Origin of the sequence: Mycobacterium kyorinense (assembly GCF_002101735.1) — a bacterium.
In the GTDB taxonomy this organism is placed as follows: domain Bacteria; phylum Actinomycetota; class Actinomycetes; order Mycobacteriales; family Mycobacteriaceae; genus Mycobacterium; species Mycobacterium kyorinense.
In genome coordinates this window covers 1-18,550 of record NZ_LQPE01000171.1, presented here as the reverse complement: position 1 = coordinate 18,550, position 18,550 = coordinate 1, and the positions used below count along the sequence as shown (strand labels likewise).

Genomic DNA, 18,550 nt, shown 5'->3' with positions numbered 1-18,550 from the left:
GGCTGAAAGCAGCCGAGCATGGGCACGCATCGGTAGTCACCCGAATGATGAAGCGCTAGAGCACATCCGGCTGCTAATCAACCGAGCGCCCGAGAAAGGCCATCAGCCGGGCAGTGGGCGTCGCGCCTTCGGGCACCGCTCGGGCTGGCCCGAACCCGCCCGGTCGCCGCAGCATGTCGTCGGGCACCAACTCCACCAACTGACGGCAGAACCCCAGCAGGTCGTCAGGGAGCTCGAACGCCTGCTGTCGTGAGCGGTACAGATCCCAGGTATGCAGGGCCAGATCGGCCGCGGGATAGGCCAGCGCCCGGTGCAACGGGACATCACCCTGCGGCGACGGCCGCGTCGCGTCCAGGTCCGCACCGGGCAGGGCGCCGTCTAACCGGGCGGCGAGCTCGCGAAGCCGCCCGGCCGGGTCGTCGCATTTCCAGTCATCCGGCTCGGAAGGCCGTTGCCAAATGTCGCCACCCTCCACCAGCGTCACAACCTTCGTCGCGCTGCCGGTGACATGGCCCACCAGGTCCCGAATACTCCAGCCTTCGAGATTGGATGGCAGATCCCAACTTTCGGAAGGAATCTGCTCTACCGCGTCGATCAGCAAACCGAGCGCCTCGGTGGCACGCGCGCCGACCTGCGTGGCCGCGTCGGCGTTCACCGGCCCAGCGGCTTGTAGAAGACCAGACCGTTGCCCTTGTTGTCGTAGACCACGGCGCGGCGTTCGTGCGCGTCGTCGTAAAGGCCCTTCACGATGCCGCCGCCGCTGGCATCGATCGCTTTCGCGGCGCCGTCGGGGTCCGCGGTCTTGATGCCGACGACGACCTGTCCAGGGTCTCGGTGTAGAACCGGATCGACTCATCCAGGTCGTCGGTGGACAAGATCACCATCTTGACTTCGTAGTCGCTCATTGATTCCTGCGACTGAGTCACTCCACCGCATCGAAACTCAACTCATTGCGAAGCCCATCGGCGTGTCGTCGCAACCATTTAAGTGTCGCCGCGTCTTCGGGCCTGCCGGTTTGCCGACGACCGCCGCCGGCCGCTGACAGACTGGGCTCATGACAGATCCCGGTGCCGACCGTGTTGCGGTCTACCTCGACTTCGACAACATCGTGATTTCCCGCTACGACCAGGTCAACGGCCGCAACTCGTTTCAGAAGGACAAGGCCAAGGGCCTCGACAAGGATCGGCTGGCGCGGGCCACGGTCGACGTGGGGGCCATCATCGACTTCGCGTCGTCGTTCGGCACGCTGGTGCTGACCCGCGCATACGCGGACTGGTCGGCGGAGGTCAACACCGGTTACCGCGAGCAGTTGGTGGGCCGCGCGGTCGACCTGGTGCAGCTGTTCCCGGCGGCCGCCTATGGCAAGAATGCCGCCGACATCCGGCTGGCCGTCGACGCGGTCGAGGACATGTTCCGCCTGCCCGACCTGACCCATGTGGTAATCGTGGCCGGCGACTCCGACTACATTCCGTTGGCGCAGCGCTGTAAGCGGTTGGGCCGCTACGTGGTTGGGGTCGGAGTGGCCGGGTCGTCGAGCCGGGCGCTGGCGGCCGCCTGCGACGAGTTTGTCACCTACGACGCGCTGCCCGGGGTGCCGGTACCCGAGCCGGTGCCGGCGCCCAAGCGACGCGCCAAGGACGCCGAGGAGCCGCTGCCGCCCGACCCGCAGGCCGCCGCCACCGGTCTGCTGACCCGCGCGCTGCGCATCGGCATGGAAAAAGACGACGCCGAATGGTTGCACAACTCCGCGGTCAAGGCGCAGATGAAGCGGATGGACCCGTCGTTCAGCGAAAAGTCACTGGGATTCAAGTCTTTCAGCGACTTTCTGCGTTCCCGCTCGGATCTGGTTGAGCTCGACGAGAGTTCGACGACGCGGATGGTGCGACTGCGTTAGACCCGCCGCGCCGACACGAACCGATTCCAGGGGGCGGACTGCTCGTCGTCCTTGGCGGGTTCGCGGCCGTAGCGCGCCATCAGCTCGTCGGCCGGTGTCACCGTGACGTCCCAGCCGTGGCGGCGCAACCACTCGCCGACGTCTTCGCGCTCTTCGAAGTACCACAGCTGGTCGCTGCGCGGGACCTGACGCTGCGGATCCGCCTTGGCCATCAACGCCTGGACCCGCTCCATACGCTCACGGCGCTGCGCGAGGGCATCGGGGTCGGCAAAGTTGGGTGCAAGCGCCTCGACGCCGATCCGGCTGCCGGGGGCGGCGAGCTCTTGGACGCGGGCGAACAGCAGATCTTGGGCGGCGGCAGGCAAGTACATCAGCAGTCCCTCGACCGACCAGGCGCTCGGAGCCGTCGCGTCAAATCCCGCCTGCAGCAACGCCGTTGGCCAGTCGTGGCGCAGATCCACCGCCACTTCGACCCGGTTGCACGTCGGTTCCGCGCCGTGCCGGGCCAGCGTCGACGACTTGAACCCCAGCACCCGGTGCTGGTCGAGTTCGTAAACCGTCGTGCCGTCGGGCCACGGCAGCCGCCAGGACCGCGCGTCCAGGCCCGCGGCCAGGATCACCGCCTGACGGATGCCCGCCGCCGTGGCGTCGAGGAAGAAGCTGTCGAAAAAAGCTGTCCGCGAAGCGAAGTAGTCGACCAGCGACCGCATCCGCGCGGGCAACTCGGGTTCGGCTTCGACGACTTCGCGGGGCAGCTCGGGGGCCTCGTACCAGTTCCACACGCCGTCGCCGACGGTGTCGAGGAACACCCGTGCGAACGGATCGCTGATCAGCGGATTGTCGCTCTCGGTTTCCGCCGCGCGTGCGGCGGCCACGCCGAGCGCCGTCGCACCCACGCTCTCGGTGATCTCCCAGGTGTCGTCGTCGGTTCTCGCCACGCCTCGACCCTACGTCAGGCACGTGCGGGACAATCGCGGTCACCATGAGCAACATCGCCTCGCGACGACGGCACATCCTGCGGCTCGCCGCGTTCGCCACCTTCCTGCTGGTGATGTTCTACCTGGTAGCGGTCAGGCACGTCGTTGACGTCGACGAGGTGCGGCGCGTGGTCGCGGCGACGGGGCCGGCGGCGCCGCTGACCTATGCCGTGGCGTCCGCGGTCCTCGGCGCGGTGTTCGTGCCGGGCCCAATGCTGGCCGCCGGCAGCGGGCTGCTGTTCGGTCCGCTGCTGGGGATCTTCGTGACGCTGGGTGCGACGGTGGGCACCGCGATCGTCGCGAGCCTCGTGGGCCGTCGGGCGGGCCGCGACAGCGCGCGGGCGCTGCTGGGTGCGCAGCGCGCGGACCGCGTCGACGCGCTGATCGAACGTGGCGGACTGTGGGCGGTCGTGGGTCAGCGCTTCATACCTGGCATATCGGACGCGCTGGCCGCCTATGCATTCGGGGCGTTCGGAGTTCCGTTGTGGCAGATGGCCGTTGGGGCGTTTATCGGTTCGGTGCCGCGTGCGTTCGTTTACACGTCGCTGGGCGCCTCGATCGCGGATCGGTCCGCGCCGCTGGCCTACGCTGCGATTGCGGTGTGGTGCGTGACGGCCGTCGTCGGCGCGTTCGCTGCACACCGCGGATACCGAAAATGGCGGGCACACGCCCGCTCCGCCGGGGACAGCGGAGTTTCAGACAGCGAGGCGCGCTGAGAGCGCTCTCCGTCGCGCCCTCATCCCTTCAACGCGGATTCAATCCCCGTATGCCCAAAGTCATCGCCCTTCCAAAGCAGCGGCTCGCGAAGGTCGAGTGCCAACGCGTATGACAGGCAATCACCGAAGTTCAATCCGGCAGGGTGGCCGCTGCCCTTGCCGAAATCTGCGTAAGCTTGGCGAGCCAGCCGCGCCTGACGCTCCGTCACAGGCTCAATGACAAACTCGGCTTCCTGGAGAAGGTCGTCGAGCCCCCTGCTAACGATCGGGTCGCGCTGGGCATCTAGGACCATCCCGCACTCGAGATAGCTTGCCGCGGAAAGCCTTCGGACGTTGGCACCAGCGATGACCTGGGCATAGAGAGCGGCGTCATCCTCATCCCTGAGGATCGCGATGATTGCTGACGTGTCCACGATCAAGCTGGAAGCCCTCGCTCGTCGTAGAGGAGGTCGGCGTGGTCAAGCCGCTTCGCATCTGGACTCATCCGACTCGCAGTCTTGCGGCCAACAGCCAGAAGCCGGGCCGCGAGATCGTCTCTCTGCAATCTGGCGAGACGCTCGTTCACGGCGGTTGCCACGGCCTGCGCCTGGGACTCACCGGTGATTTTCGCGATCTCCTTGACGGCTTCGTGGACCGACGGATCTTTGATGTTCAACGCCACGCTGGTACCTTTCTACCTTGTCTATGGTACCGCCGATCGACTGGCATCAGATTGCGGTAGGAATCAGCACCGCGACATCGCTGTGCAGGTGGGCGAGGCCGCTATCGAGAGTCGCCAGCTGCCCGTTGCGGCCTCGTGCGAGCTCAGCAAGGTACGCATCTGTTACCTGGCGGTGGCCGACCACCCCACTGAGCTCTACATCGGCGAAAGAGACACTGTCAGGCCAAAACTCGTGGCGATCAGCCTTCCCGATTGCGCTGACGACATCGCGCGCAGTGGAGGTCGATTGTCCGGTCCGCAGCAGGAATCGGACGAGACTTCCTTGCGTGATCGGACACGTCGCAAATTCTGTGTTCGATGCCGATAGCCATTCCGCGGCGGCGTCATGATGAACATGCTCGGTAACGACCAGCGCGATGAGAACATTCGCGTCGAGCAGCGCCGTCATTCCTCATCCTCCAATGCGCGCACGTCTTCAGAGGTCACCACGGTCCCGACGCTCACCAGCGGTAGGCCGGTTCTGGAGTCTATGGAGACCGCAGCCGTGCTGCCGGCGCTCAAGCCCCGTCGGATGAGGTCGGCGACAGTTTCGCTCAACGTGCGGTGAGTGTCGCGTGCGATCGCGAGCGCCTGCTTATGCAGGTCATCCGGGAGGTCAATGGTCGTACGCACACCCAATTCTAGCATCGTTGCATCATGATGCGCAGATGCAGACGCCGCTGCCCCGCCTCAGGCCGATGCAGCCTGGCCGGTTCGTACCCAGCTGCACGCGTCGATGAAGCGGGCCCACTCGGCCGCCGTTGGACGGACCCCACGGTCGGCGAGCGCATCGTCGCTGACCGCGAGGCCCGGGACCAGAGGTGCCAGGATGTTCGCCAGTTGGGCGATGTGCCCTGGCGGACTGTCGGCGAAGCTTTGGAACACCCTGCTGTGGATCCACGTCTGGGCGCTGTCGATGCCGGCGGCCAAGTCGACTTCGGGTAGCCGCAGGGCGCCCTTGCATCGCAAGGCTTGTTCCTCGAACCGATCGTCCCAACGCTCTGTCTGCCACCCACGCCATAGGTTCGGCAGCGCTTGGAAAAAGCCCATCGTGTCGGCGGTTTGCCAGGCTCCCAACGTTTTCCGAGGAACGTCGATATGGACGCCGCCTTCCGGAATCTTGCCGAGGGTCAGGCGACGAACACCACGGCCGGGCAGCTTGTCCAGCAACGCGGGCCCATGCCATGCCTTACTGAGGTGCCACCACAGCGGCCACATCCGAATTTCTCCCGCGTCGTTGATCACGGAAACAAGATGGCACAACGCATTTCGGTCGCGGGACAGCCGAAGTTTGGGCTGCTTGTCCCAAGAGTGAGGCGGCAACTCGGCTCCCACGTATTCCGCAAGTTCGGTGGTTCCGTCGTACGCCCAGCAAATTGCGTAGCCGCGCCACACCCTGGCCAGCACATTCATCATGGCGCGGCGCTCGGCCATCTCCACCATAAATTCGTCGCCGAAGAACAGCACCCGGCGGCGATCGAGATCCACCACCGCGCCGCCGTCGGCCCAGATCGGATCGGCCCACTCAATTTTGGTGCATTTCCGCAGCGACTGCGCGTACCGCAGCGCCAGGTCCGGCCCGCCGATCAGCGCATCGAGTATCCTGCAGCCCGCCCAGTGCGAGTAGTAGAGCTGCCAATCCTGATCTTTGACAATGACGAAGTTCGCCCTGTTACCCATGTCGCCCCCCAAATTCCGGCTGGCGTGACCTTCGAGGTCGCGCCCACTATGAGGAGTGTCCTCCAGGGGTCCGACACGAATGCAGCCTCGATCCACAAGTGGGTTCGTTTCGGATCTCGCCGTTGAGCCACTCGCGGAATAGGGTGGTCGGCGTGGCTGATGCATCCGGCGAAACACTCGCGGGAATTCTGACCGAACACGGCCCACTACCCCAGGACGACATCGCACGACGGCTGCGCGAGCGCGGGGTCGCCGACCCGGATGCCGTACTCCAGCAGCCTCAACTCGAAATCGAGTTCCCGGCAAGACAATTGGTCGACGAGCGATGGGTGTGGCTGCCGACGGTGCTGCCCGGGCGGGTGCTCACCCACCGGCTGAGCGCAGACGAGTTGGCCCACGACATTCTCAACGTCTGCCCGGATCTGGAGCCGATCACCACACTGTGCGAGTACGAGCAGCGGTTCGCCGACGGGTCGCCAGCACGAGTCGTAATGCCCGACTACGACGACGAGCTGCTCGAGGAGCGCGGCATCCCGGACGAGGCGATCACCGAGGGCGGTGCCCTGCTGTTGGCCCCGGGCACGCTGGCGGGGTTGGGCGTGACCGAAGGGGATCTGGTCAGCGTGCGGCTGACCGAGCAGGGACTCGCGGTCGAGCGTATCAGCGAGACCGCCAGTTCCCCGGTGGGCGAGCGACTGGTCGCGATGCTCGACGCCGACGAGCCCACCTACCTCAACGCGGCGGTATGGACTATGTGCGCGGAAGACCCGGCTTGGTTCGCCGAGCCGCTGCCACCGCTGTCCGAGATCATCGACGACTATGGTCTGGCACGCAGCCTGGATTGCGTGGCAGTGGCCGGATTCGATTTCGACCGTTGGCGTTTCGAGCAGCGCTGCGAAATGCTGGCCAAGCTTCACGACCTCGACATCGATGACGCGGCCGCGCTGTACACACTGATCGAGCTGTATCAAGGAATAGCGCAGCTGCTCGATGCGGAGCAGTCACCTGAGTTGCCCGCATCGGTTGGCGAGATCGGCGCCGTGCTTGCCGATCCTCAGCTGGCTGAGCTGTTGGTGACCGAGACCGTCGACATGTACGACGACGGGGCCGCCGCGCTGGGCATGCTCGCTGAACTGCTGGAGCCCACGGTGCCGCGACCGGCGCGGGTGGCGTGCCGCTGGCTGCGCGCGGTGGCGCTGGAGCGCATCGGCGACGTCGAGGCGGCCGAACGCGAGTTCTTGGCAGCGGAGTCGATGGATCCGGATTGGCCGCTGCCGTTGTTCGATCTGGCGCGCATCGCCTCCGATCGCGGCGACGCCGAGCGGGGTTTGGCGTTGTTGCGCCGAGCCGGCGCCGACCCGGACGACCCCCTGGTGGAACTGCTGGAGCAGCACCGGGCCGAGCCGCGCAGCGATGTCGGCCGAAATGAGTTGTGCTGGTGCGGTTCTGGGCGCAAGTACAAGAAATGCCATTTGGGCCGCGAGCAGCTGCCGCTCCCCCAGCGGGTGCGCTGGCTGTACGCGAAGGCGATCCAGCATGCGCTGAGCGGCTGGGGCGATCTGCTGGCCGAGGTGTCGTACGAACGTTGCCGCTACGTCGACGGTGACCTCGAGGCCGTGCGGGCGACAATGGACGACCCGCTTGTGATGGACGCGGTGCTGTTCGAGGGCGGCGCGTTCGAGGATTTCCTGGAGGTGCGCGGATCGCTGCTGCCCGACGACGAGCGGCTGCTCGCCGAGCAGTGGCTGCTGGCGGAGCGGTCGGTGTTCGAGGTCGAACGGGTGCAACCGGGCCTCAACGTAACGCTGCGCGACGTGCGTACCGGCGACACCCAGGAGGTGCAGGAGCGCACGGCCAGCCGCCAGCTGAAGCCCGGGCAGCTGACCTGCGCACGCCCGGTACCCGTCGGGGACGACACCATGCAGTTCTTCGGCGGGCTGGAACCCGTTGCGCTGCATGAGCGTGACCGGATGATCGACCTGCTCGACACCGAACCCGACCCGGCGACGTTGGTGGCGGAGCTGAGCCGCCGGTTCGCACCGGCCACGCTGATCAACGCCGAGGGCGATCCGCTGGCCATCTGCGAGGCCACCGTGCGCGTCAGCGATCCGGACCGGATGCAGGCGGCGCTGGACGACACCTACGATCGCGTCGACGACGACGAGCCGCAGTGGTTCGAGCACGTGGAAGTCGAAGGCATGCAGCGGCTTCGGGCCTCGTTGAGTCTCGAGGGCAGCACGCTGGAGGTAGCGACCAGCAGCGAAAGGCGCATGGATCGCGTTCTGGCCACGCTGGCACGTCTGGATCCCGAGATGAAGGTGCTCGACGATTTCCGCCGTCCGGTGCGCGACGCGCGTGACGCCGCCGAGCTGGCCGAGGAGTTCGATCTCACCGACGAGGACGACCTCGATCCCGACGACGCCAAAGTCGCTGCGGCCCTTGAGGAATTCATCCGCGGCTACGAGGTCTAGTGGCTCGATCAACCGCTGCGGGCGCTCGACGGCCACACGCCGCGGCAGGCCGCCGATGACCCGACGCGGCGCGGTGACCTGGTCAAGCTGCTGGACAGCTTCCCGTCCGACGCAGCGGCCCGTGGGGGTATGGACGTCGACCGGTTGCGCGCCGCTCTGGGGCTGTAGCGTCAGGCTTTTCAGCCCGAAATCCCGCCGCCCTCAGCCCGCCCAGATTCGAAGCGATGTACAGCTGGCAAGGTGGTCGAAGCCCTGGTCGGCGTGCGACAGCGGGGCACCGGTACGCACACAGGGTGCGGCGATCAGATAGTCGAGTGTTTTGCGAATCGTCACGCCGGCACGGCGCGCCGCGCGATACAGCTTGGCCGCCAGTAGGAAATCATCGAGGTCCGCCAGGCGAAGGATCGGGAAGGCGCGCAGATGTCGCTCCACACGGTCGGCTTGGCAGCGGGATCCTGCGTACGCGTCACACCAGTCTCAATAGTCACGGCCCGGGACCACTATGCAAATTGCCCGCCTCACAGCGACAATCCGTTGTGTGCGTTGAGTTGTCGCTGTGAGGCGGGCAAATTGCGCACCGGCCGGCCGAGAGATTCGTGTGGCAGAAGTGATTGCGTCGACGCCGGGGGCGTCGTCGTCAGCGCCTGCTCAGCGCTTTGCGCGACGTGGCCTTGGCTGAACGGTTCCGGGCGACTCCCCTGACCTTCTTCGCCGCCCGCACCGCTGGTCGGCCGACCGGTCGGACAACGAATGTCAGCCCAACTGGTGCGAGCATGTTGACAAGCGCGTCAAGACTGAACTTGCCGATTTTCCCGTTCAGCAGATCGGAGATTCGGGGCTGGGTGACATGAAGACGCGCGGCAGCTTCGGTCTGCGTCCATCCTTCTTCTCGGATTCGCTGCTCGATGGCGATCATCAACAGGCCGCGCGCGGTGAGGTTGGCCGCCTCCTCGGGGGTTTCGGCGAGGTCGTAGAACACGCTGTCAGCCATGTTTTGCCTCTCGATAGCGTTTCCTGGCGAGAGCGATGTCGCTCTTCGATGTCTTCTGCGACTTCTTCGTGAAGACGTGAAGTACATAAATCGCGTCATGGAACTTCGCGACGTACATCAGGCGCGCAATACCCCCGGCATCTTGCACTCGCACCTCGTATGCACCCGAGCCCACGGCGCTCATCGGTTTGTAGTTGTTGGGCATCAGGCCCATCTGCACCCGCAGCAGCTGCTGGCCGAACTCGTATCGCACGGCAGGACGTTGCTCGCGGATGTCGTCGTGCGTCGTGCCCAGCCATCTGATGGGCTTCAGATCGATGTCCATGTTATATCAGAACCGATATAGACGCCAGGCGGAACACCGGCCGGGTTGGCGACACACCTGGCTTGAGACGAACTCGCCTCGTACGAAGTATCTGCATTACAACCTCGACGGCCATGACTGCATCTAAGCGCCAGCCACTGACAGAAGTAGGTCCGCCAGAATTTGACGCGACCCGCTGAGGTCCGCCGCACGTCAACCGGCTTCGCCAACGCGCAACGCGACTCGTCGGAACCTGCATCGCAGCCATCACCGGCGTGTCAGCTGCCGTACAGGTGCAAGACCTGCGCTGCCGCCGTCGCCACTTCACCGCGCACATCCGAGATCGGTGAACTGCCTCGGATCAGGATTGAGTTCGCGAGCAGGATGACATAGGTATCCGAGCCGGGGTCCATCCACAGCGAGGTTCCGGTAAAGCCTGTGTTGCCGAAACTTCCGATGGGAAAGATCGTGCCTCGCGGCTTGGAAAAAGGCGTGTCGATGTCCCAGCCGAAGCCGAACAGGTTCTGTCCCGTGATCGCAGGATATTTCGGAGCGCCGACTTGGCGGGCGGCGTCGTTCGCCGCCTCGACTTGTTCAGGGGTGTGGCCGGGCTGCTGCGGGGTCGTCATCAACTCCAATGTCGCTTGCTTCAGCGGGAATTCGCTCGGGCGGCCCGCGAGCCGGTCAAGCACGGCCTGTGCGTAGATGCCAACGTCGTGCGCCGTCGAGAACACGCCGGCATTCCCGGCCACTCCTCCCATGCGGCGCGCCGTCGGGTCATGCACCGTGCCGCGAAGCAGGTGACCATAGTCGGGATTCTTGACCGGGTCGTCTCGGCTTTCCTCGTCAATGGCAGTCGGTGCGATGCGTGACAAAAGACTCGTGCTCCACGTACCGGCGGGACAGCGCCCTTGTGGCCCGGGGGCCCAGACAATCGCCGCTCCTCTTACCGTGTGCGGACCGCATGCTTTGGCCGGCGGTAGATAGCCGGTTTCCGTCATGCCAAGCGGCGCAAAGACATTGCGCTGAACGTAGACGTCTTCTGCCTCGCCGGTGACCTTCTCGAGCAGTGCACCAAGCAGTATGTAGTTGATGTCGGAGTAGCGGAAGACCTCGCCGGGGCCCGACTGCAGCGGCGTGGTGAGCGCGCGGTGAATACCTTCGGCTTTGTCGGCTCGGCCGAGTCCCCACGGGTCGTGCAGGTTGACATCTATCGCTTCGCCGGAGGTGTTCGTGAGCAGCATGCGCACGGTCACCTTTGCGCGCTGCGGGTCGTTCGTCGTGTTGAAGCCGGGCAGATAATTCTGCACGGGATCGTCGAATGCAACCTTGCCTTGTTCGTACAGCTGCATGACCGCGGTCGCCGTTGCGAGGCACTTTGTCAACGACGCCAGGTCGAAGATCGTGTCCTCGGTCATCGGTTCGCCGGCAAGCGTGCGAGAGCCAAAAGCCTTATGGAAGACGACCTTGCCGTCGTGCCCGATCGCAACCACGGCACCTGGCAGCCGCTCTGCTGCAATCGCATCGGTCATCAGCTTGGAAACCGCTGCGAAGTCAGGGGTGCCGGCCGGCGTTGCCGGCGCGCTGCGGCGTACAGCTTTGTGCGCTGCACAACCGGCGGCAGCCAGCGTAAGTACAACGGTCGCAACGGCAATAGCCTTCGGCAGCTTCATGTCAACCGGTTTCGCCACCGCGCAAAGCGACTCGTCGGAACCTGCATTGCGGCCATCACCGCGCTCATCGGCGACGCCACCGACTTCGCGCGCGTCGCGGCCTTGGCGACCGGCGGGCCGTCTCCCTCCCACCACGTCGGCTCCAACAGCGCCGACGTCACCGGGAGTGCCTTCTCGACACTCCTGCGGCCCCATCGGCTTGCACGGTCGATGGCCGCGACCGACGGCGCCAGGTTGGCCGGCGACAGCGTCGGCCCGAAGCGGACGAGATGATCGGCATAGGGCAGGTTGCGCATCATCTGCAGCTGGACCGCCTGGGTGATCGGCACCAGCCACAGGTGCCGCGGATCCCATTGCGGGTGAAAGCAATCGAAAGCCAAATAGCACGCATTGCGGGTGCCCAGTCTGCCGTCGCGGACGCGCTTCCACGCCAGTTCGACCGGGACGTTACTCGCCGTACCGCCGTCGACCAGAGCCGCGACGTCCTTTTCTTCGCAGAGCTCGTCGAGCAGAGGGATCATCCGCGGGTCGCTCGTTTCGTGGTGCAGCACACCGGGAATGGCCGACGAGAAGGACGCCGCGTCGACCACGTCGAAGTCACGGGCCGGGTCGTCGCCGCCGATGACGATCGGTTTGACCACGCGCAAGTCGATGAAGGCGGCCACCTGCCACATCCGCGCGCCCACCTGCGCGCCGATTCCGATCGGGCGAAACGGAATCGCCCGCATCTGCAGCGCCGCCAGTTCGGGACGGCGAAACCGTGACGGCAACGCCGAGTAGGGCTGCTTGCGCACGCCGGCGATCACGATGTCGAACGGAATTGCCAACTCGGACATACGCATTCGTTGGCCGTCCTCGCGGGTCAACATGGCGTGCGCGAACCGGTCGAAGCGCAGTGCGAACATGCCCGCCAGCCCGTGGCGGCGGCGCAGCCGCTCGGGTCCGAGGATGGCCCGATACGACACCGTCTTCGCCCAGGCGATGTAATCCTCGATCGGCACCGGCAACTCCCGGCTGACCAGACTGCCCAGGATGGACCCGATCGACGAGCCGATCAGGTAGTCGGGCACGTGGCCGGCCTCCAGCATCCGCTCCATGCCGCCGATGTAGACGAAGCCCGCTCCCCCGCCGCCGCCGAGGACGGTGACGAGCTTTTTGTAGCCGACCTCGGCGTCCAGTTCTGCGGCGGAAAAGTCGTTGCCGTGGCGCTCGAGAAGCACGCTCCGCTGGTCGTCCTGGTCGGCGGCCAGAACCGCCAGGGCCTCTCGCGCCGCCTGTAGCGCGGCGATGGGATCCGGCTCCTCGCGCAGCGGTCCGAACAGGGCGTCGGCGACTCGGGAGCGCCACGGCGCGATTTCGGCGCCGACCGAGATGTCCCCGCGCCCGCGGCTGCCGCCCGGTCCGGCGGCGCCGGGTTCGAAGTCGGCGAGCCGGGCGAAGTTGAGGATGTAGCGCAGCTTGCGCAGCTCCTCGCTGCTCAAGACGTCGGGGTTCGCGAGGTGGTGACGGACGAGCCGGTTTTCCATCTTCTGCAGCAGCAGGGCCGGCTCGGCCGGTGGCAGCTCGGCGACATCGGAGTCGACGGCCTCGTCCTCAATCTCCTCGACGGCCTCGAGCGCGGCTTCGCGGCGGCCGAGGCGGCCGAGCATCGCGTCGGCGAACGGGATCTGCATGAGCGTCAGTTTGGTCGGCGGGGCGGATTCGCGCCCGGGTCGGGCGCCTGGACCTCCGATGGATGGCGAACGTCGACGAGATCACCAATGATCTGGAAGTCGCCGGTGTGGTGAGTGAGCAGTGGCACGCCGTAAATGTTTGCGGTGGCAGCGATTACGAGGTCGATTGGGCGCCGGCGCGGCTGGCCCCCTCGGTTACTGACAGCAGCTGACAGCCGACCCCATTCTCGGGCGATCTCGACCGTGATCGGCAGCGGGTCAAACGCGGATTCGATTGCGCCCAGCCGCTGGGTTCGAACCGCCCGTTCATCGTCGTCGCCGGCGACGAGCACACCGAAATGCAGTTCGGCTATCGAGGCGACGCTGATCGCGGCCTCGATGTGCGATGGCGGTTCTTCTCCGATAAGCACAGAGGTGTCTAGGACTGCGCGCATCCGCTACTCGGACGGGTCGACGATCGAAGCGGGAAACCGCTCAAGGTCTGCGCCAAGGGTTTTCGAGGCTGGGCCGCGCCAGACCGCGCGCAACGCCGGCCCGCTGACCCATCGCCTCGGCATGGCCGGGCCGAGCTGCGCCACCGGCCGGCCCGCAACCGTGATCGTGATCTCCTCGCCGGCTTCTGCGCGGCGCAGCACCTCGCCGACGTTGTTGCGGAGTTCCTTCTGTGGAATGGTCGCCACAGGGCCATGGTAGCAGAACTGCTACCGGAGCGTGGTGACCCCGCGCGGCGCATCATGGAAGGGTGCGGATCGGAGTAGGCGTTTCCACCGCCGCCGACGCACGACAGGCCGCGGTGGAGGCTGCAGCGCAGGCGCGCGACGAGCTCGCCGGTGCGGCGCCGTCGCTGGCCGTGCTGTTCGGATCGCGATCACACACCGACCAGGCGGTGGACGTCCTCAAGACGGTGCAGGAGGTGGCCGAGGCGCCCGCGCTGATCGGGTGCGTCGCGCAGGCGATCATCGCCGGCCGCCGCGAGATCGAGCACGAGCCCGCGGTGGCGGTGTGGCTGGCGTCCGGGCTGGCGGCCGAGACGTTTCATCTGGACTTCGTGCGCACCGACACGGGTGCTCTGATCACGGGTTACCGGTTCGACCGCACCGCGCACGATGTACACCTGCTGCTGCCGGATCCCTACACGTTCCCCGCGGACCTGCTCGTCGATCATCTCAATGCCGATCTGCCGGGAACGACGGTCGTGGGCGGGCTGGTCAGCGGTGGGCGCGGACGCGGCGACACCCGGCTGTTCCGCGACCACGAGGTGCTCAGCTCCGGTCTGGTTGGTGTGCGGCTGTCCGGCGTGCAGTGTGTGCCGATCGTGTCGCAGGGTTGCCGGCCGATCGGCTTCCCCTACATCGTCACCGGCGCGGACGGCACGCTGATCACCGAGCTGGGCGGCCGACCGCCGCTGGTGCGCCTGCGGGAGATCGTCGCGGGGCTGCCGGCCGACGAGCAGGAACTGGTCAGCCGCGGCCTGCAGGTGGGGATCGTGGTCGACGAGCATCTGGCGGCTCCGGGCCAGGGGGACTTCATGATTCGCGGGTTGCTCGGCGCGGATCCCTCGACGGGGGCGATCCAGATCGGCGAGATAGTCGAGGTGGGCGCGACGGTGCAGTTCCAGGTCCGCGACGCGGCTGGGGCGGACAAAGATTTGCGGCTGACGGTGGAGCGGGCTGCCGCGGAGCTGCCCGGGCGTCCGGTAGGCGCGCTGTTGTTCACGTGTAATGCGCGGGGGCGACGGATGTTCGGGATCGCCGATCACGATGCGTCGACGATCTCCGACTTGCTTGGCGGGATTCCGCTGGCTGGTTTCTTCGCCGCCGGGGAGATCGGCCCGATCGCGGGCCGCAACGCGCTGCACGGGTTTACGGCATCGATGGCGCTGTTTGTCGAATGAGCCGCAGCGGCTGGGCCAACCTGGTGTTGGTGTGAACCCGCTTCTCAGGGCAACAAGAGCGGTGTACTGCTGGCGGTGTCGATTGCACACCAGCTTGTGGAAAACCTGCTTCCTGGCAATACAAAGGCTGATCAGCCCAATTAGAATCTAGATCGATGAGTCAGGCTGTTGCTGAACCGCCACACCTGCCGCCAGCGACCGAGGTGCAGGTGCGGTCGCATGCTGCCGAGTTAACAGAATTGGCGGGGGGATATGGGATCACTGAACTGGCGTTTGCATCCGCGGGCAGACTGATTGGGCGGGTCGATAATGGCCATGATCTCTTCGATATGTTCGAGTTCCAAAGGGCCGCGACCGACCTCGTGGGCGGCGAAATCGTTCTGTTTTCCGCAGGCGCTCTTGCGAATGAAAACGTGAGTCCAGACCTGCAGTCTGCCGCGCCTCTGTGAACGCCGACCACCGGCCAGATCTCCATGCGTTACTCGAGCTCGACGCGCTCCTCACGGAGATCATTTCACTTCGTGACACAGGCGACCCGGCTCGCTACGCAGCCGAAGCTCACTATCGATGGGTGCTGCATCGCTTATGGATCGCCGTCGGTAATGAAGCGCTGGCCTACGCCACGGCAACCGAGAGGTCCATTAGGGCCAATCGGCTCTGGGCAAACCTGTGCGACCTGCGCAACCATCTTGCGCATTCGCGGCTTCCGGATATCGACGAAGGAATCGTCCAACGATTCACTTGGGCTCGCGCTGACTCATTGCGTTCGACGATCCGAGAGACGCTGCGGCCCATGCAGTAAGCCGACGTAATCGATCACGCCCGCTCGCGCTGGAAATCGCCAGAACGGTTACCGCTTTGTGATCGCGTCGCGCACGCGTCCGTGTGCCCGCTCGAGCCGGACGGCGGCCTCGGCCGCGTCGACGCCCGCGAGCAGCGCGACGATCGCGGTCTTGGCGTGGCCTCCCGCGGCGGCAAGCGCTGCGGCAGCGGTCTTTTCGTCGACGCTGGCCGCGTCGCGGACGATGCGCACCGCGCGTCGGCGCAGCTTCGCGCTGGTCGGGCGCACGTCGACCATCCGAGGTCCGTAGGCCTTACCGAGCGCGATCATCACGCTCGTCGACAGCGTGTTGAGCACGACCTTCTGGGCGGTTCCCGCAGTCAACCGGGTTGATCCAGCGAGAACCTCAGGGCCGGTGAGCAATTCGATCACGACGTCGGCAGAGGCCTCGCTGCCGAGATTGTTGACGATCGCGACGGTCAGCGCTCCCACCGCGCGTGCGTGCTCGAGTGCTCCAAGCACATACGGCGTGCGGCCCGACGCCGTGATCCCGACGAGCGCGTCGGCGGCGCTCAGGTCGGCGAAATCCTTTGCGTCGAAGGCGTCTTCGGCACCCTCGATCGCCTGTGTCAGCGCCGCCGGCCCGCCGGCGATCACCCCGCGCACGAGGTCGGTGTCGAACGTGGGCCCGCACTCGGCCGCGTCCAGCACGCCGAGCCGCCCGGACGTTCCGGCACCGGCGTAGATCAGGCGGCCACCGCGCTCCAGCCGTGCGGCGATCCCTTCGGCCGCCGCCGCGATCCGCGGGACCGCCGCCGCCACCGCGTGGTGCGCCTCGCCCTCGGCGGCGACGAGCAGCGCGACGACCTCGCCGATAGGCCGCGCGTCGAGGTCGTCCAGGCCCGGCCGCACCGCCTCGGTGGCGAGCGCGTCAAGTCCTTGTGGAACAACGGCTTTCGGGGCCGCCTGCACGCGGATGATGTGGGGCTCGTGGATCGCCCCTAGCCGCAGCGCGCCGTCGAGCGCGTCGCCGGCGGCCGGGACAAGGTCGAGATGCTCGCGCAGCGCCTGCACCCCTGCAAGGCCGCCGACCATCGCTACCGGGCCGTCCCCGGCTGCGCGGCCGGTCGCGGCGAGCGCCTCGGCGGCGGCGCTGACGATCGCCCGTGCAGCCGGGTCTTCGGCGGCGAGGACGTCGGGCGCGAAGGACGCCAACGCGGCGGCATCGGTGAGTTGCGCGGGCCAGGTGTTCGGCGCGCCGAAGCGGGCGCGGGCGGCGTCGAGCAGTGTGGTGGACGGGCCGCGGCCGTCGTGGGCGCGTAGTGCTGCGCGCAGCCCGGCGGCGCCGATCCACGCGCCGCCGCCCTCATCGCCCAGCCACGGGCCCCAGCCGTCGGCGGTCCGCAGCGCGCCGTCCGCGCCGATCGCGAGCGCCACCACACCGGTGCCCACAATCAGCACGACACCTGGCTGGCCGTTCAGCGCGCCCGCGTGGGCGAGCACGGCGTCGCTGGTCACCGCAACGCGTTGCGCGCGGAGTGATTTCAGCAGCGCATCGCCGAGCGCGCGCGCCGCATCCGGCGCCGCCAGCGCCCCGGCGGCGCCCACGATCACCTCGTCGACCGCCCCGAGATCGCGCGCGACGGCCCGGATCGCCGCGTGCGCGGCCCACACGCCGCCGGGCGTCGCGAGCCCCGGCGCGCCCGCGCCCTCGGCCCGTCGGCCGGCTGCTGCGGCCCGGCAGGACGTCTTGCCGAGGTCGACGGCGAGGATCACCACACCCCTATCGCCGCGGTGGGTCGAGGTAGCGGCGCGCGCCCCAGTAGTCGGCGTCCAGCCGGACCGGGGTGATGCGCACCGGTGTCGTCTTGTCGAATGCCTCGATCAGCTCGCCGTTCCCGGAATACATGGCCACGTGGTAGATCGCGGCGGGGTTGTTGGGGTCCCTGCTGCCGTGCGAGTAGAAGAGCAGATCACCGGGTTGCAACGAGGATTTGTCGATCGCGCGGCCCCGGCTGTCGGTGGCCTGCGGGCCGGCATCGCGCGGCAGGGTGATGCCGTGCACCTGGTAGATGGTGGAGGTAAAACCGGAGCAGTCGAACCCGAATCCGGCACGGCCGCCCCACAGGTAGGGGACGTTGACGAGCGTGGCGGCGTACCGGACCAGATCGGCTCCGGCGGGATGCGGTGTGTCCGTGGGCTTTTCGTAGACCGCCACCGATCGGGCATCGAGCCACTTCGGGCCGCGATCGGGGGTGGCCACCTGAACGGCCTTGTCGGTGCGGCTCAGGACGGGAAGCCTGGTGTTGGTGCTGATCTCGAGGTCGCGATCGGAGAGTCCGGAGTCGCGGTACAGCCAAGTGGTGATGCCGCGATCGGCCAGGGCGAAGGGAGCATGCTCCGTCAGTGCGCCGTAGCTCGGGTCGGTGGTCAACTGGGCCTTGGGAATCCAGCCGGGATAGCCCTGGGGATCCTTCCGTGTGGGCTGGCCGGAGACCCGTACCTCGTCCCAGTCGCCCTGCTCCCCCACCACAAAGACGCGGTCGCCGAAGAGGGCCTGCGTTTGGGTGAGATTGTCCGACGTGAGGGCTTCCTGCTGCGCGCGCGTCATCGCGGACAGCCAGCCGCGAATATCGACCGGATTCGTCAGGGCGGGATGGTCGACTGGGCGCGGGCTCTGCGGCGTGGTCCACACCGTGGCCACCGAAACGGCGACATAAGCCTGAATCCGTGGACGGTCGGTCGTTGGTGATCGGCGTGGGAACCACGAAAATGCCTCCTGAACTGGGACAATAC

The 18,550-nt window shown here is 66.8% G+C and carries 20 protein-coding genes and 3 pseudogenes; 5 read left to right on the top strand and 18 right to left on the bottom strand.

The window, feature by feature from the left end:
* Positions 1-73 precede the first annotated feature (73 nt).
* A complete protein-coding gene (locus tag AWC14_RS25770; protein WP_045377502.1) occupies positions 74-655 on the bottom strand; it encodes a TIGR03086 family metal-binding protein in 582 nt (193 codons plus the stop codon).
* Positions 652-905 (bottom strand): annotated as a pseudogene (locus AWC14_RS25765) (VOC family protein). The gene AWC14_RS25770 and the pseudogene AWC14_RS25765 overlap by 4 nt, the downstream one beginning before the upstream one ends.
* Positions 906-1,054: 149 nt before the next feature.
* Here AWC14_RS25765 and AWC14_RS25760 point away from each other — a divergent pair.
* Positions 1,055-1,894: an NYN domain-containing protein gene (locus AWC14_RS25760; protein ID WP_045377505.1), complete on the top strand. Its 840-nt coding sequence runs from the start codon at positions 1,055-1,057 to the stop codon at positions 1,892-1,894.
* Here the strand turns inward: AWC14_RS25760 and AWC14_RS25755 are convergent.
* On the bottom strand, positions 1,891-2,832 hold the full coding sequence (locus AWC14_RS25755; protein ID WP_045377507.1) for a class I SAM-dependent methyltransferase: 942 nt from the start codon (positions 2,830-2,832) through the stop codon (positions 1,891-1,893). The two genes, AWC14_RS25760 and AWC14_RS25755, sit on opposite strands and share 4 nt — an antisense overlap.
* A 44-nt stretch (positions 2,833-2,876) precedes the next feature.
* On the opposite strand from AWC14_RS25755, the gene AWC14_RS25750 reads away from it, so the two are divergent.
* Positions 2,877-3,587 carry a TVP38/TMEM64 family protein gene (locus AWC14_RS25750; RefSeq protein WP_045377509.1) on the top strand — a complete coding sequence of 237 codons (711 nt, stop codon included), beginning with the start codon at positions 2,877-2,879 and terminating at the stop codon, positions 3,585-3,587.
* A gap of 20 nt (positions 3,588-3,607) precedes the next feature.
* Here AWC14_RS25750 and AWC14_RS25745 read toward each other — a convergent pair whose 3' ends face one another.
* The 5 genes from AWC14_RS25745 to AWC14_RS29870 are packed head-to-tail and all read right to left on the bottom strand — an operon-like array spanning position 3,608 to position 6,132.
* Positions 3,608-4,006, bottom strand: coding sequence for a type II toxin-antitoxin system VapC family toxin (locus tag AWC14_RS25745; RefSeq protein ID WP_045377511.1), 399 nt, complete (start codon positions 4,004-4,006; stop codon positions 3,608-3,610).
* Complete coding sequence (locus tag AWC14_RS25740) at positions 4,003-4,248, bottom strand: type II toxin-antitoxin system VapB family antitoxin (protein ID WP_045377514.1); 246 nt, start codon at positions 4,246-4,248, stop codon at positions 4,003-4,005. Before AWC14_RS25740 ends, AWC14_RS25745 begins: the two co-directional genes overlap by 4 nt.
* A 46-nt stretch (positions 4,249-4,294) precedes the next feature.
* Positions 4,295-4,696: a TA system VapC family ribonuclease toxin gene (locus AWC14_RS25735; protein WP_045377517.1), complete on the bottom strand. Its 402-nt coding sequence runs from the start codon at positions 4,694-4,696 to the stop codon at positions 4,295-4,297.
* Complete coding sequence (locus tag AWC14_RS25730; protein ID WP_045377546.1) at positions 4,693-4,920, bottom strand: hypothetical protein; 228 nt, start codon at positions 4,918-4,920, stop codon at positions 4,693-4,695. The genes AWC14_RS25735 and AWC14_RS25730 overlap by 4 nt, the downstream gene beginning before the upstream one ends.
* Positions 4,921-4,977: 57 nt before the next feature.
* A complete protein-coding gene (locus tag AWC14_RS29870; protein WP_235215872.1) occupies positions 4,978-6,132 on the bottom strand; it encodes a hypothetical protein in 1,155 nt (384 codons plus the stop codon).
* Here AWC14_RS29870 and AWC14_RS25720 point away from each other — a divergent pair.
* Positions 6,120-8,606 (top strand): annotated as a pseudogene (locus AWC14_RS25720) (SEC-C metal-binding domain-containing protein). The gene AWC14_RS29870 and the pseudogene AWC14_RS25720 overlap by 13 nt on opposite strands.
* Positions 8,607-8,639: 33 nt before the next feature.
* On the opposite strand, the gene AWC14_RS25715 reads toward AWC14_RS25720, so the two are convergent.
* The 7 genes from AWC14_RS25715 to AWC14_RS25685 all read right to left on the bottom strand — a co-directional run bounded on the left by AWC14_RS25715 (position 8,640) and on the right by AWC14_RS25685 (position 13,759).
* A complete protein-coding gene (locus tag AWC14_RS25715) occupies positions 8,640-8,870 on the bottom strand; it encodes a PIN domain-containing protein (RefSeq protein WP_052425558.1) in 231 nt (76 codons plus the stop codon).
* A gap of 205 nt (positions 8,871-9,075) precedes the next feature.
* Entirely contained in the window at positions 9,076-9,429 is a 354-nt protein-coding gene (locus AWC14_RS29865) for a helix-turn-helix domain-containing protein (RefSeq protein ID WP_069601542.1), read from the bottom strand.
* Positions 9,422-9,754 (bottom strand): type II toxin-antitoxin system RelE/ParE family toxin, encoded by a 333-nt coding sequence (locus AWC14_RS25705; RefSeq protein ID WP_045377520.1) that lies wholly within the window; start codon positions 9,752-9,754, stop codon positions 9,422-9,424. Before AWC14_RS25705 ends, AWC14_RS29865 begins: the two co-directional genes overlap by 8 nt.
* Positions 9,755-10,011: 257 nt before the next feature.
* Positions 10,012-11,406 (bottom strand): serine hydrolase domain-containing protein, encoded by a 1,395-nt coding sequence (locus AWC14_RS25700; protein ID WP_045377523.1) that lies wholly within the window; start codon positions 11,404-11,406, stop codon positions 10,012-10,014.
* Positions 11,403-13,079, bottom strand: coding sequence for a patatin-like phospholipase family protein (locus AWC14_RS25695; RefSeq protein WP_045377525.1), 1,677 nt, complete (start codon positions 13,077-13,079; stop codon positions 11,403-11,405). The genes AWC14_RS25700 and AWC14_RS25695 overlap by 4 nt, the downstream gene beginning before the upstream one ends.
* A gap of 5 nt (positions 13,080-13,084) precedes the next feature.
* Positions 13,085-13,513 (bottom strand): PIN domain-containing protein, encoded by a 429-nt coding sequence (locus AWC14_RS25690; RefSeq protein ID WP_045377528.1) that lies wholly within the window; start codon positions 13,511-13,513, stop codon positions 13,085-13,087.
* Positions 13,514-13,516: 3 nt separating this feature from the next.
* Positions 13,517-13,759 carry a type II toxin-antitoxin system Phd/YefM family antitoxin gene (locus AWC14_RS25685; RefSeq protein ID WP_045377531.1) on the bottom strand — a complete coding sequence of 81 codons (243 nt, stop codon included), beginning with the start codon at positions 13,757-13,759 and terminating at the stop codon, positions 13,517-13,519.
* Positions 13,760-13,821: 62 nt separating this feature from the next.
* Between AWC14_RS25685 and AWC14_RS25680 the strand changes: the two genes are divergently transcribed.
* Both AWC14_RS25680 and AWC14_RS25675 read left to right on the top strand, forming a co-directional pair.
* Entirely contained in the window at positions 13,822-14,973 is a 1,152-nt protein-coding gene (locus tag AWC14_RS25680) for an FIST signal transduction protein (RefSeq protein ID WP_045377534.1), read from the top strand.
* A gap of 155 nt (positions 14,974-15,128) precedes the next feature.
* Complete coding sequence (locus AWC14_RS25675; protein ID WP_142281844.1) at positions 15,129-15,422, top strand: hypothetical protein; 294 nt, start codon at positions 15,129-15,131, stop codon at positions 15,420-15,422.
* A 401-nt stretch (positions 15,423-15,823) separates the two neighbouring features.
* Here AWC14_RS25675 and AWC14_RS30285 read toward each other — a convergent pair whose 3' ends face one another.
* The 3 genes and pseudogenes from AWC14_RS30285 to AWC14_RS25660 form a co-directional block, all read right to left on the bottom strand.
* Positions 15,824-16,726 (bottom strand): N-acetylmuramic acid 6-phosphate etherase, encoded by a 903-nt coding sequence (locus tag AWC14_RS30285; RefSeq protein WP_045377557.1) that lies wholly within the window; start codon positions 16,724-16,726, stop codon positions 15,824-15,826.
* 87 nt (positions 16,727-16,813) lie between these two features.
* Positions 16,814-17,530: pseudogene (locus AWC14_RS30280) on the bottom strand (BadF/BadG/BcrA/BcrD ATPase family protein); the annotation flags it as partial.
* A 7-nt stretch (positions 17,531-17,537) separates the two neighbouring features.
* Positions 17,538-18,550: C40 family peptidase (locus tag AWC14_RS25660; protein ID WP_211282315.1), on the bottom strand; the 1,013-nt coding region annotated here is incomplete at its 5' end.